Origin of the sequence: Mycobacterium sp. (genome assembly GCF_052143115.1) — a bacterium.
GTDB lineage: Bacteria > Actinomycetota > Actinomycetes > Mycobacteriales > Mycobacteriaceae > Mycobacterium.
Genome location: NZ_JBKQTQ010000216.1, coordinates 1 through 12,244, shown reverse-complemented (window position 1 = coordinate 12,244; position 12,244 = coordinate 1). Strand labels below are relative to the sequence as shown.

General features: G+C 65.6%; 12 protein-coding genes and 1 pseudogene. 5 read left to right on the top strand and 8 right to left on the bottom strand.

Annotated features, from left to right (window positions below):
* Window positions 1-3: 3 nt before the first annotated feature.
* Entirely contained in the window at window positions 4-1,428 is a 1,425-nt protein-coding gene (locus ACLQI9_RS21960; RefSeq protein WP_442392189.1) for an HNH endonuclease signature motif containing protein, read from the bottom strand.
* Window positions 1,429-1,640: 212 nt separating this feature from the next.
* Between ACLQI9_RS21960 and sodC the strand changes: the two genes are divergently transcribed.
* Genes sodC through ACLQI9_RS21945 form a run of 3 tightly spaced genes read left to right on the top strand, consistent with a single transcriptional unit; the run spans window position 1,641 to window position 4,136 of the window.
* Window positions 1,641-2,348, top strand: coding sequence for a superoxide dismutase[Cu-Zn] (sodC, locus tag ACLQI9_RS21955; protein ID WP_442378262.1), 708 nt, complete (start codon window positions 1,641-1,643; stop codon window positions 2,346-2,348).
* Complete coding sequence (locus ACLQI9_RS21950; RefSeq protein ID WP_442378261.1) at window positions 2,329-3,480, top strand: glutamate--cysteine ligase; 1,152 nt, start codon at window positions 2,329-2,331, stop codon at window positions 3,478-3,480. Before sodC ends, ACLQI9_RS21950 begins: the two co-directional genes overlap by 20 nt.
* The gene (locus tag ACLQI9_RS21945; RefSeq protein WP_442378260.1) at window positions 3,480-4,136 is read left to right on the top strand and encodes an LON peptidase substrate-binding domain-containing protein; all 657 of its coding nucleotides are present in this window, start codon (window positions 3,480-3,482) and stop codon (window positions 4,134-4,136) included. The genes ACLQI9_RS21950 and ACLQI9_RS21945 overlap by 1 nt, the downstream gene beginning before the upstream one ends.
* A gap of 4 nt (window positions 4,137-4,140) precedes the next feature.
* Here ACLQI9_RS21945 and ACLQI9_RS21940 read toward each other — a convergent pair whose 3' ends face one another.
* Window positions 4,141-5,028 carry an SAM-dependent methyltransferase gene (locus ACLQI9_RS21940; RefSeq protein WP_442378259.1) on the bottom strand — a complete coding sequence of 296 codons (888 nt, stop codon included), beginning with the start codon at window positions 5,026-5,028 and terminating at the stop codon, window positions 4,141-4,143.
* A gap of 95 nt (window positions 5,029-5,123) precedes the next feature.
* Between ACLQI9_RS21940 and ACLQI9_RS21935 the strand changes: the two genes are divergently transcribed.
* Both ACLQI9_RS21935 and ACLQI9_RS21930 read left to right on the top strand, forming a co-directional pair.
* Entirely contained in the window at window positions 5,124-5,951 is an 828-nt protein-coding gene (locus tag ACLQI9_RS21935; protein WP_442392188.1) for an enoyl-CoA hydratase-related protein, read from the top strand.
* A gap of 2 nt (window positions 5,952-5,953) precedes the next feature.
* A complete protein-coding gene (locus ACLQI9_RS21930; RefSeq protein ID WP_442392187.1) occupies window positions 5,954-6,802 on the top strand; it encodes an SMP-30/gluconolactonase/LRE family protein in 849 nt (282 codons plus the stop codon).
* Here ACLQI9_RS21930 and ACLQI9_RS21925 read toward each other — a convergent pair whose 3' ends face one another.
* The 6 genes and pseudogenes from ACLQI9_RS21925 to ACLQI9_RS21900 all read right to left on the bottom strand — a co-directional run.
* Window positions 6,803-7,366, bottom strand: a complete 564-nt coding sequence (locus tag ACLQI9_RS21925; protein WP_442392186.1) for a TetR/AcrR family transcriptional regulator — start codon at window positions 7,364-7,366, stop codon at window positions 6,803-6,805.
* A 5-nt stretch (window positions 7,367-7,371) separates the two neighbouring features.
* Window positions 7,372-8,349, bottom strand: coding sequence for an SDR family NAD(P)-dependent oxidoreductase (locus tag ACLQI9_RS21920; RefSeq protein WP_442392185.1), 978 nt, complete (start codon window positions 8,347-8,349; stop codon window positions 7,372-7,374).
* Window positions 8,301-9,758, bottom strand: coding sequence for an acyl-CoA reductase (locus tag ACLQI9_RS21915; protein ID WP_442378254.1), 1,458 nt, complete (start codon window positions 9,756-9,758; stop codon window positions 8,301-8,303). The genes ACLQI9_RS21920 and ACLQI9_RS21915 overlap by 49 nt, the downstream gene beginning before the upstream one ends.
* Complete coding sequence (locus ACLQI9_RS21910) at window positions 9,755-11,185, bottom strand: hypothetical protein (RefSeq protein ID WP_442392184.1); 1,431 nt, start codon at window positions 11,183-11,185, stop codon at window positions 9,755-9,757. Before ACLQI9_RS21910 ends, ACLQI9_RS21915 begins: the two co-directional genes overlap by 4 nt.
* Before the next feature lie 56 nt (window positions 11,186-11,241).
* On the bottom strand, window positions 11,242-11,715 hold the full coding sequence (locus tag ACLQI9_RS21905; protein ID WP_442392183.1) for a hypothetical protein: 474 nt from the start codon (window positions 11,713-11,715) through the stop codon (window positions 11,242-11,244).
* A 14-nt stretch (window positions 11,716-11,729) separates the two neighbouring features.
* Window positions 11,730-12,244, bottom strand: a pseudogene (locus tag ACLQI9_RS21900) (hypothetical protein); the annotation flags it as partial.

The window sequence follows — 12,244 nt, the reverse complement described above, 5'->3', positions numbered from 1 at the left end:
ATATCAGAAGGGCGGCGGCTCGTCGTCGGCGGCGGGGGGTGCGGGGCCGCAGGATGCGGCTTGGCGTGCTTGGCGGTTGTGTCGGCGTTGGCTGGTGATGTAGTTGGCCCGGTTTTGGGCGCGGGTGTGTCGGCGTTGGGGCATCATGGCGGCGCGGTCGCAGCGTGAGCCGGTCGGTGGGGGCTGGGGTGGGGCCAGCTGGCCGGTCGGCGTGCACAGGGTGGGGAATAGCAGTGCACTGCCAGGGGTGGTGATGTAGGTCTGTCCGGAGGGTGCTGTCCAGATCAGGGTGCCGTCGGGGAGTTGGTGGTCGTGCCAGCCCCAGAAGGTTTTGATCAAGTGGTGTTGGCGGCATAGGCAGGTGAGGTTGGAGGCGTGGGTGGGGCCGCCGTCGGCGTAGGCGATCGTGTGGTCGAGGTCGCAGTGCCGCGCGGGTCGATCGCAGCCAGGGAATCGGCAGGTCAGATCCCGGCAGCGGACAAAGTCCGCCAATGCCTGCGACGGTGTGTAGCCGGCTTCTGGCGGGGCGTCGCTGGGGTGCACCAGTGGCCGCCGGGTGGCCGAGTGGGCCAGGTCGGCGATCAGCTCGGCGGGGATGAGGGCGTCGGCGCCGATCATCGAGGCCGGGGTGGTTGCGGTGCCCTCGAGGCTGGCCGCCTCGGCGATGACGTGAATCACTACCGGCACCGGTGGTGGTGTGGCGCCGGCGGGGCAGTCGGGCCGTGCGCAGCGACAGGCGAGCCGGTCGGCGCCGGCGGCTAAGGCGCCCATGGCGTCGGCGCGGCGTTGGTTGCGGGTGCGTGGATCGCCGGCACACACGCTGGCGGCCAGCGTGTCGAGTCGCGCGTCCACGGCGTGGGCGTCGGTGGTGATCAGCCGGCCGAAGATTTCGGTCAGGCCCTCGCCGCTGTCCCAGATCGACACTTCCCGACCGGCCTGGCGTTCGCGCCGGCGGCGCAGCGCATCACCGTCGGCGCGGGCCACGATCCGGTCCACCTGAGCGGCCAGCCGGCCCTGGGTCATGCCCGGCCACCGGGCCGCCTTGGCGGCCAGTTGGGCATCGACGGCGGCCATCACGCCGGGTTCGGTGATCAAATCGGTGCGGTAGACGATCGTCTGGAACATTCGATAGTCGATGTCCCCGGCCCGCAGCAGCGCCCCGACTCGCGGCAGCCGCAACCGCATCGCGCGCGAGTAATACAGATAGCTCGCGGCCAGCGCCTGGGTGACGCTCAACGCCGCAGCCACCTCAGCCGCCACCGCTTCCTGGGTGTCGGTGCACCAGGTTTCGCGCTGGCCGACCTCACGCAACCGCATCACGTCGAGCTCGCCGATCACCGCCAGCCGCTGCCCGGCCGCCTGGTTTTCCGCCCGCGCCGCCGCAGCGATGCGCTCCACCAACACCGCCGACGACGCCTGATCGAACATACATTCGATTATGCCAGCCGGCTCCGACAAGAAATCCAGCGCCGCCGTACCGGTCCAAGTAGCGGCAGCCCGCTGCTCCGCGGGCCGTTCCGGCCCGCATCGTCGCCGGGCGGGAGGCCGATGATCCCACTCGCCCCCTCGCCGCTACGCGGCTGGGGGTGCCCCACCGCGGGCCGTTCCGGCCCGCATCGTCGCCGGGATAGGCTCTCCCCATGGTTAAGCCCGCCACGCGCCGGAAAGTCGCCGCCGCCATCGCATTGGTTCCGCTCGTCGCTTCGGTCGCGTTGTTGAGCTCGTGCAAGCCGAACCAGCCACCGGCGACCGCCCCCGGGACCACGCCGTCGATCTGGACCGGGTCGCCGTCTCCGTCGGGGACCCAACAGAAGGGTGGGCCGGTGGCACCGGAGAGCCTGACCACCCACCTGATCGCGCCTGACGGCGCCAAGGTGGCGACAGCCAAGTTCGAGTTCGCGGACGGCTATGTGACGATCACCGTCGAGACGACCGGTGAGGGTCGACTGAGCCCCGGTTTTCATGGCGTCCACATCCACTCGGTGGGCAAGTGTGAGGCCAACTCGGTTCCGCCGGCTGGCGGTGAGCCGGGCGACTTCTTGTCTGCCGGTGGGCATTACCAGGCGCCGGGGCATACCGGTGATCCCATGAGCGGGGACCTGACCTCACTGCAGGTCCGCAAGGACGGCGCAGCGTTGTTGGTGACGACCACCGACGCGTTCACCAAGGACGATCTGCTGACCGGCAAGGGAACCGCGATCGTCATTCACGCGGGAGCCGACAACTTCGGCAACATTCCGGCGGATCGTTACACCCAGGTCAATGGGTCACCGGGCCCCGACCAGACCACGATGTCCACCGGTGACGCCGGCAAGCGGGTGGCGTGCGGTGTCATTGGTGCCGGCTAGCGCGCCGACCAGCAGGGCAAGTGCCCATATCGACTTCGACGGCTCACCCCGGCCGACGATCGGGGTGGAGTGGGAGTTCGCGCTCGTCGACGCGCAGACGCGTGATCTGAGCAACGAGGCCACCGCGGTGATCGCCGAGATCGGCGAAAACCCGCGCGTGCACAAGGAATTGCTGCGCAACACCGTCGAGATCGTCAGCGGTGTGTGTGACTGCACTGCGCAGGCGATGGAGGATCTGCGCGAGACGCTGACGCCCGCTCGGCGGATCGTCCGGGACCGTGGCATGGAACTGTTCTCCGCGGGCACGCACCCGTTCGCGCGGTGGTCCACCCAAAAGCTCACCGACGCACCGCGGTACGCCGAGCTGATCAAGCGCACCCAGTGGTGGGGCCGGCAGATGTTGATCTGGGGTGTGCACGTTCATGTCGGAATCTCCTCGGCGCACAAGGTGATGCCGATCATGACGGCACTGCTCAACTACTACCCGCACCTGCTGGCGCTGTCGGCGTCGTCGCCGTGGTGGGGTGGGGAGGACACCGGGTACGCCAGCAACCGGGCGATGATGTTTCAGCAGTTACCCACCGCCGGGTTGCCGTTTCACTTCCAGTCCTGGGCGCAGTTCGAAGGTTTCGTCTACGACCAGAAAAAGACCGGCATCATCGACCACATGAACGAGATCCGTTGGGACATCAGGCCTTCACCGCATCTCGGCACTCTCGAGGTGCGGATCTGCGACGGTGTGTCCAACCTTCGCGAGCTGGGCGCGCTGGTGGCGTTGACGCATTGTCTGATCGTCGACCTCGACCATCGGCTCGACGCCGGTGAGCCGCTGCCGACCATGCCGCCCTGGCATGTTCAGGAAAACAAATGGCGTGCAGCGCGTTACGGGTTGGATGCGGTGATCATTCTCGACGCCGAAAGCAATGAGCGGTTGGTCACCGATGACCTGCCCGACCTGCTGAATCGCCTTGAGCCGGTTGCGAAGTCGCTGCATTGCGTCGACGAGTTGGCCTCGGTGGCCGATATCTGGCGGCTCGGCGCGTCATATCAGCGACAGCGGCGGGTCGTCGAGGAGCACGACGGGGATCTGCGCGCCGTTGTCGACGCGCTGGTCGGTGAGCTGGATATCTAATGGTGTCAGCGGCCGAATCCGCCCTGATGGCGATGTTCCCTCTCCAGTCGGCGCTGCTGCCCGATGAGGGTCTGCCGATGCAAATCTTCGAGCCTCGCTACACCGCGCTGGTACGGGACTGCATGCGCGACGACGATCCTCGTTTCGGTGTTGTGCTGATTTCCCAGGGCCGCGAGGTCGGCGGCGGCGATGTTCGCTGCGACGTCGGGACGGTGGCCAGGATCACCGAATGCGTGGACCTCGCCGGCTCGGGTCGGTTCATGCTGCGTTGCCGGACGGGCGAACGGATCCGGGTGTGCGACTGGTTGCCCGACGATCCCTATCCGCGGGCGATGGTGCAGGCCTGGCCAGACGAACCGGGCGAATCGGTGACCGCAGACCAGCTGGAAGAGCTCGAAGATCGGGTGATGGCGTTGTTCGAGCGGATCGCGGCCGCCCGCAATGTCTTGTTGCCAGATCGGGCTGTGGTACTGGGTAGCGACGCTGACACCGTCGATCCCGGTCTGCGGCTGTACGCATTGGCGTCGCGCGTTCCCATCGGCCCGGCTGACCGCTACTCCGTGCTGGCCGCGCCGTCGGCCGCCGAACGGCTTGCCGCCCTGGGCGACGCGGTGGATTCCGTTGCGGCGGTGATCGAATTCCAGCTCTCGGAGTAACCTGCTAGACGAATTCGCCGTTCAGCCGGGCCTCGATGAAGACGCTGCGCGGCGCAAGATCTTTCAACCCGCCCTCCGGCGGCCGGTCGTAGCGTTGCATCAGCTTCATGGCCTCGATCGCCCTGACCTTCCAGCGGCGTTCGGTCAGCCACTGCGTGAGGTCGGTGCGTTCCTCGAGATACCACAGCTCGGCATGGTCCGGCACGCTTGTCTCGCCAGTCTGGCTTAAGAATTGGCGGCGTCGCTCGAGGTATTCCGGATCGAAGAAGCTCGGGCTCAGGGCCTCGGCCGCGATCCGGCTGCCGTTGGCGCTGAGCGTCGCGACCCGCTCGAACAACAGATCCTGCCCGGCCGCCGGCAAGTAGGGCAACAGGCCTTCGGCAGACCACGCCGTCGGCGTCGACGGATCAAAACCGGCTTCGCGCAATGCTGTCGGCCAATCCGCCCGCAAATCGATCGGCACGGTCTGATACCTGATAGTGGGTCGAGCGCCTCGTGCGGCGAGTGTTTCAGCCTTGAACGCCAACACCTGCGGCTGGTCGATCTCATAAACGACGCTGCCGTGCACCCACGGCAGTCGCCAGGCCCGGGCGTCCAGTCCCGCGGCCAGAATCACGGCCTGGTCGATGCCGTTGGCGCCGGCGGCGATGAAGTATTCGTCGAACCACTTGGTGCGCACCGCGGCATAGCCTTTGAAGATCCGCTGTCGTTCGGTCACCGCCGACGGCTCCCACCCGCGGTCGATTGCGGCGTCGATGAAGAATTGCGCGTAGCGGTCGGTGAACAGGGGACAGTCGTAATCGGATTCAGCGGCGCGCGCCATGGCCACACCGAGCGCCGTCGCGCCGACGCTTTCGGTGATGTCCCAGCTGTCGTTGTCAGTCCGTGCCATCGCCACCATCCATCTCGCTTTGCATGCCCGAAAACCAGGCTAATGAAACTGGAAACCACGCGCTGAGCGCAGCGTGGCGTGGTGTACTTCGACGCGTGCATCCGGTGGCAGTCGAGGTCGATGCGGGTGTGGCGGTGATCACACTCAATCGCCCCGAGCATCTCAACGCCTACACCGCAGAGATGGGCACGCTGCTGAGCCGGGCGTACCGGGACTGCGACGAGGACGACGATGTCCGGGCCATCGTGGTGACCGGTGCGGGCCGGGCGTTCTGCGCTGGGGCGGATTTCTCGGGCAGCGCCTCACCGTTCGACGCCCCGGGGGACGACACCACGTTCTCTGCGTCGCCGATCGACCCGGCACCTTTCGAATTGCGCAAGCCGGTGATCGCCGCAGTCAACGGCCACGCCATTGGAATAGGCCTGACCATCGCGCTGCAGGCAGATATCCGCATCGTCGCCGATCACGCCAAATATGGTGTGGTGCAAGTCCGTCGGGGAGTGATGCCCAACTGCATGTCGCACTGGACATTGGCACACCTGACAAACCTGGGCGTGGCTGCCGAGGTGCTGTTGACCGGACGGACCTTCAATGGGGCCGAGGCCACCGCGTTCGGCATCGCCAACAAAGCGCTACCCGCCACGCAGGTACTCGATCATGCGATGGAGATGGCCCGCGACATCGTGACCAACGTGGCGCCGATGTCGGCGGCGCTGTGTAAGCGACTGCTGTGGGACACCGCGATCAACGGGTACACCCCGCGACAGGTTGCGGAGCTGGAAACGCAGCTGCACCATCGGGTGATGGGCAGCGACGATGCTCGCGAAGGAGTCTCCGCCTTCCTCGAACGGCGGCCGCCACGGTTCAGCTCGCGTCTCTCGGCCGACTGGACGCCGCTGCCAGAACCTGAGCCGGAGCCGTAAGCATGCACATCGACGTCATCGCAGATGGACTGGGCTTTACCGAGGGGCCGGTGTGGCTTCCCGATGACCGTGTGGCGCTGACGTCGATCAGCCACGGCTGTGTCTACATCGTCGATCCGCGCGACGGTGCGCTGGAACGCATCGACACCGGCGGCGGGCCAAACGGCTTGGCGTGCAGCGGCGACGGGACGTTGTATGTGGCGCAAAACGGCGGCACCTGGGGTGCCAGCGGTACTGCCGAGCCGGGTGTTCAGGTGATCACCGGTTCGCATGTCGACTACCTCGTCGAGGGGCTGGGAGCGCCGAACGATCTGACGTTCGGCCCGGACGGGCGGCTGTGGATCACCGACACCCGCGCGCAGTTTGACATCAGCACTCCCGACGCGGGGCTGCCTGGCCACGTCTACTCGACCGACGTTGACTCGGGTGATACCCGAGTGGTCATCGACGACGGACCGGTGTTCGTCAACGGGCTGGGCTTTGACCGCGATGGTTCGAGGTTGCTTGTTACGGCGACGCTGTCGTCGCAATTGCTGTCGTACGTCATCTCACCCGACGGGGCAGTCGGTGCACCAGAGATTGTGCACACTTTCGACGACGGCTGGCCCGACGGGATGACGGTGAGCGCCCACGGCGACTACTGGGTTGCCCTGACTGCCGCTGACCGGATCGGCGTCGTCGATACGTGGGGCCGGCGCGTCGGCGAAATCGGTTTGCCGGCAGGATCGCTACCCACCAACGTCTGCATCGGCGGGAGGCGGTACGACGAACTGTTTGTCACCGCCGCGCACAGCGAGAGCCTGCTGAGAATTCTGTTCGACGGCGAAGTTCCTCCGCTTAGCGAGCGCTGATCATGCGGAGAGCAATTCGGCCAGCGCCACCGCGAGGTCGTGCAGGTTAGTCTCCAAGGAATACGTCCGGTCGACGGTCCAGTTCACGATGCCGCCGGACAGCGCACCAACGATGATGTCGGCCAACGTTTCCGGTGTGTGGCGCGTGCTGATCTCGCCGCGGGCGACGCCCTCTTTGACGAGTTCGACGAAAGTGTCGTGCAGGTTGAATCCGCGCTGGATGGCGTAGCCGCCGGTGGCAAGCATTTCGCCGATCATTTCGCGGTAGGTGTCACCGGATTTGACCAGCGCCGCGCCGATGTCGTCGAACACACCGACAAGACGCGCCGGGATCGCTTCGTCGCCGCGGTCGAAGAACACACCGTGCAGGTTGTCCAGCCGCCGCTGGGCCAATGCGCGAATCATGTCCTGACGGGTGGCAAAGTGGTTGAAGAACGTTCGATTGGCCACGTCGGCCCGCTCGCAGATCTCCTCGATAGTGGTGGCCGCAACGCCCTGGGCGAGAAACAGATCGAAGGCAGCCGCGAGGATCTTCTCGCGCACCTCGAGCTTTCGCCGTTCCATTCTGTTCACGATGCGGCACAAAACTTCTCGGAGAGCGTCCACAGCTCCGCGGCGCGCTCGGTGTCGCGTGCGTAGGGTGCGCCAGTTTCGCCGACTCGGCAGTCCTCGAGGTAGAGCCCACCCTGGTCGGCCAGCTCAGGACTTACCGCGGCCCACACTTGGGTGGCCGCACCGTGTTCGGGCGTGGTGAAGTCCAGGTAGCCGTCGGTCGATTCGCCGCGCGCGGCGCTGCTGGCGGCGGCGTATTTGCGAAGTTGAGAGAAGTCCGATCGGGACATGTACCGCGCCAGCGAAGTGGCCACCGTGCCGGGATGCACGGCGTACGCGCGGATTCCCAACTCGCACAGACGTCGGTCTGCTTCTTTCGCGTGCAGGATATTCGCCGTCTTGGAAGCGCCGTAGGCGACGAACTTGTCGTACTCGCGATGCTGCCAATTGGGATCGTCCAAGTCCACGTCGCCTAAGACGTGGCCCCCGGACGACAGGATGACGACTCGGGCGCCCGCTGCGGCGGCGAGCTGCGGAATAAGCAGCCGGGTGAGTTCGAAGTGGCCGAAATGGTTTGTTCCGATCTGCATTTCGAAGCCGTCCTGAGTGCGGCCAAACGGCGTGAACATGACGCCGGCATTGTTCATCAGGACATGAATCACCGGCGTGAGCTCGGTGATTTCGGTGGCCGCGGCGCGCACAGTGGCCAGCGAGGTGAGGTCGAGGTGCACCGTCGAGGTTTGCGCGTCGGGCACCTCAGCGGCTATCCACCGGGCCGCCTCGGTGAGCGCCTCGGAGTTGCGCGCGGCCAAAATCACTTGCGCCCCTGCGGTGGCCAGCGCCCGCGCCGACTCGCGGCCCAGCCCCGACGAAGCTCCGGTGACCACACATACCTTGCCCGACAGGTCAATGCCTTCAACGACGTGCAGGGCGCTGCGCGAGTCGGTCACGCTGGTGTCAGCTTCCACAATGGGATGACGACGCTGGCGTCGCATTCCTCGTCGACGACCCACTTGCACATTCGCCGGATCGGCTCCATGGCGTCCTGGGGTGCGGCGATCGCAACGTTGCACGCGTAGCCCAGGCTGGTCAGTCGTTGGGCACCGAACAGCGGCAACGTATCTCGGAGCCGGCGCTTGAGGGATTCAGGATAGATGCCGATGGTCTGGGTGTAGGCGTTCACCGCGGCGGTCACCTTGCCGATCTTGTCCACCGGCACGATATTGGCGACTCGTCCGGACAACATCGGCGAATAGTCGACGGCCTCGTCGAACTGCGAGACGACGATCGCGCCCTCGCGGTGCTCGCCGCCGATCACGCGATAGAAGTCCTCGGTCATTCGTGAGGCCTCCACGTGGTCGAGCAGCTCGCGGTTCGGGTAGCGCGGCGGGGTGCTGACAACGGCGGGCAGCGCCATCAACTCTTGATAGATCAATTCGCCGAGCCGGTTTGCTTTCGCGATACCGTCGGCGTCGGTTCCGCTGAGCACATAGATGACTCGCGCGTTGGCGCACCCTTCCTGGTTCGCGACGCCGATGTCGGTTGCGGCGCGGCGGGCCACCTCGCGTGTCGTGGCCTCGTCGTCGAACGCCTGATGGCCAATGATGGTGGCGCTGCGTTTGGGGTCCAGCGCGATGAGCTCCAAACCGGGCTGGATGTAACGGGTTACGTGTTTGACTGAGGCAAGCCCGCCCCACGCCACGATCTTTTCGATGTGCTGCGGCTGGTAGAGGGTTTCCTCGACCGCCAGATCGCCGCCTTTCCAGTATCCGACGGCCAGATGTTTGGTGATCGGGTGGTTCGGCGCGACGTCGGCCAATGTCCGGGCGATGGCCACCGCGGTAAGCGGATCATTGGACGGCGCCTTGATGATCACGTCCGATCGGGTGATCACCGAACGCAGAATGGTCACCGCCGAAACCAATCCGCCGTTGCCGGCAGGGATATGCAGCACTCGGGATCCGAAGGCGCGCACGCGTAGTTCCCGGCCATCGCGCAGTTTGTGCGGGACCCATCCGTTGAGGTAGTCCAGCCCGACCTGGGTGTCCGCGATTTCGGTGACGTTGTCCCGTGAGAACAGCGGCCCCAGCACGCGATAGCTGTTTTGCAGCATCTCGGCCGGCAGCACATTGGCCACCAGCGAGGCTTCGTAGGCCTCCTGCAGGTGAGTGTTGGTGTCGAAGTCCAACGCGTTGCCGAGCGCCTCGAGCACGTCGAGGATCTCGTCGAAGCTCAACTCGTAGAGGTCGCTCATTGCTGCCGGACTTTTGAGTGGCAGTTGCTCGACGTACTTGCTCATGTCCGGCGCCTGGAACTGTGCGGCACCGACTCGGGTATCGAACGGTACGAGGTCTTCGGTGACGACTCTGCCCCGCAGGAACAGCGGGACGGTGTAGGCGATCACAGATCCAGCCCCTTCATGAAGTTCACTGCCTCGTTGTGCACCTCATGTGTTGCGGCGCAGGTGATCCGGTCATCTTCCACGCCCTGCTTCTCGCTGTAGCGCATGATGCCGGGCTCGAAGGCAACGCTGGCCTGTCCACACGGACACTGCAGGTCCCAATTGATCGTGACTTCGTCGCCGGAGATGACGCCGCCCCAGTGGCCGCGCAGCAGGATGTCGTAGACGGCGGCTCGGCCGGTCTGCACACCGGTGCGGGGAAGTGGCTCGCTGGTCTCCGGATCGAGCACGAAGGGGATCACCCATGGCGCCACGTGGTAGCGGCCCTCGCTGCAACCCCAGTGGAACGTGCTGGACTCGGAGAAGCCGTAACCGACCTGGATGCGGTCGACGCCCAGGAAGTCCTTGATGATGTCCATGAAATCATCCAGCAGCGCAACGCCTTTCATCCCACCGCCGGTGAGGATCGCCGAGTCGGCAGCGAAGACATTACGCACGCCACGGTCGAGACCCGCCTTGGCGATGTCGTACATCAGGTGGTAGGTGCCGAGCATGAACACCCGCTTGCCGCGCAGCTGCTCGGTGATGCGGCTGAAGAACGCGTCCATGTCCTGAGGCTGGCGTGCCTGCATCGCGATGAACTCGTCCTTGCGCGCGGCAAGCGCGGGATCGATCTGCAGCCGGTCGAGCTCACCGCAGGACGCCGCGGCCCGCATCTTGGAGGCTAGGAACATCAGATCGGTGTCCACCGCGAAGGGGTAGAGGGCATGGAATTTGCTTTCGTCGCCGCCGGTGAAGCCACCTTTGATCATGTTGGCAATGCGCAGATGACCGAGCTTGCCGTTGGCGAAGTTCGGCCACACCACATCCACCGACGGGTTCAGTTCCCGCTCGGTCGGCTCTTGGCCGAAGGTTTGGAACAGGCAGATCTTCCACAGCGTCATGCCGTCCCGTGCGCCGCACTTGTCTTTGGGCAGGATCGAGATGGTGCCGGTGGTGCCGCTGGAGGTGATCACTTCCAGCGGAGTCTGCTGGTCGAGTCGGTCGATCCAGTCGTCGATCCCGGTGCAGCCGGCGGCGTCCACGCCGGACAGGTCGTAACTGGTGAGCTTGTCGAGCCACTTGGTCATCAGGTCGAAGCGCTTCTTGTCGACGAGTACCGCCGGGTACGACTTGAAGGCTGTGTGCGAAAAGAATAGCGGCACAACGTCATTGAATTCATTGAGAGCCGTGATGCCGAGCCGGTCGGCGAGTTTGCGCAGCATCTCGATGGTTTGGTAATGCTCCCGGAAGCGGATGCCCATGGCCCGGCGTTGCAGCTCTTCGAGCTCGGGCCGGGGAATGCTGTGCATTTGGGTGTAGGACTGGCCGAAGAAGCCGATCGGGTCGTTCATGAACTCGTTCACTGGCAGCGCTGCCGTCGTGGTCATCGAGTCATCGTAACCATAGTGTGCAGTCATACGCAATACTGCAGTTTACTGCAAAATTATGTTAACACCGTCGCTTCGTGCTCGGCCAGCGACTTGAGCGTGAGCAGTTGTTTTCGCATCATGACCAGGTCGCCGAGGGCAAGAACGCGAGCGAGCAGCCGCGGCCCGCCGAACAGCACGCGCACGTGAAGCCGCGAGCCCGCGCCCTCGGGACGGACCGCGTACGTGACCGCAACCCCCTTGGACCGCAACGTGATCTGCTCGCCGTCGACGAATGACTGCAGCGCGAAGATCGTCATGAACCGCTGACCGACCCGCAGGTGAGCCAATTCGGGGTCGCGTTTCCGAGGACTGCGGCGGCCGAGGTTGTCGAGGATGTCGTAGCTGTAAGGCGCGGCGCGCAGCTGGCACAACCAGGAGAACACGATCGCCGGCGGCGCGGCGATGCCGATCGCGCGGTCCGCGCGGAGGCCGCCGGGTGGACGGAGCGCGTCGCAGCGCAGGGACGCCGTTCGTTCCGACGGTCGCACTGCCGCAATGCGTTTCAGTGTCCGGCCATCCGGGTGAGGCCACGGCGGGCGCTGCGCTCCACCAGTCGTGGTGCCACGGCCCGATGCAGCGGGCCGACCATGGCCCACACCGTTCGGGCGGCGATCTTGTGGCGGTAATGCACGCGGGTGATGAGCGTGGCGCGACCGTCCTGGCGCCGCAGCGTCAGCTGGCCGCGCATGAGCGGCCCGCCCGCCGTCAGCACGATCTCATCGCGATCCGAACGCACGATCGGCCAGCCGATGATGTGATCCGGCGAGGAATACGGGCCCAGGCGAAGTCTCAGTACGCGGCGGTGGATCCACAGCACGAGGCTTCCGCCTGCGCCCGGTTCATCGCCCACCGCGTCGCGCAGCGCCTGCTCGGCGGTTCGCACATCGCCGTGCAGGATCGGGGCGTCGAAGACGTCCGTGTAATCGGCCTCGGTCCCGGAGAGCGCCGTCGCCGCAATGCGTTTCAGCATCCTGCGCACGACGAGCCGGTGCGCGCCGGTGCCGATGACGAGCCCTC

What these genes read in the sequence shown, in the direction of transcription:
- ACLQI9_RS21960 (WP_442392189.1), bottom strand. Translation starts at nt 1,428, where the DNA reads ATGTTCGATCAGGCGTCGTCGGCGGTGTTGGTGGAGCGCATCGCTGCG.
- sodC (WP_442378262.1), top strand. Translation starts at nt 1,641, where the DNA reads ATGGTTAAGCCCGCCACGCGCCGGAAAGTCGCCGCCGCCATCGCATTG.
- ACLQI9_RS21945 (WP_442378260.1), top strand. Translation starts at nt 3,480, where the DNA reads ATGGTGTCAGCGGCCGAATCCGCCCTGATGGCGATGTTCCCTCTCCAG.
- ACLQI9_RS21940 (WP_442378259.1), bottom strand. Translation starts at nt 5,028, where the DNA reads ATGGCACGGACTGACAACGACAGCTGGGACATCACCGAAAGCGTCGGC.
- ACLQI9_RS21930 (WP_442392187.1), top strand. Translation starts at nt 5,954, where the DNA reads ATGCACATCGACGTCATCGCAGATGGACTGGGCTTTACCGAGGGGCCG.
- ACLQI9_RS21925 (WP_442392186.1), bottom strand. Translation starts at nt 7,366, where the DNA reads ATGGAACGGCGAAAGCTCGAGGTGCGCGAGAAGATCCTCGCGGCTGCC.
- ACLQI9_RS21920 (WP_442392185.1), bottom strand. Translation starts at nt 8,349, where the DNA reads ATGCGACGCCAGCGTCGTCATCCCATTGTGGAAGCTGACACCAGCGTG.
- ACLQI9_RS21910 (WP_442392184.1), bottom strand. Translation starts at nt 11,185, where the DNA reads ATGACCACGACGGCAGCGCTGCCAGTGAACGAGTTCATGAACGACCCG.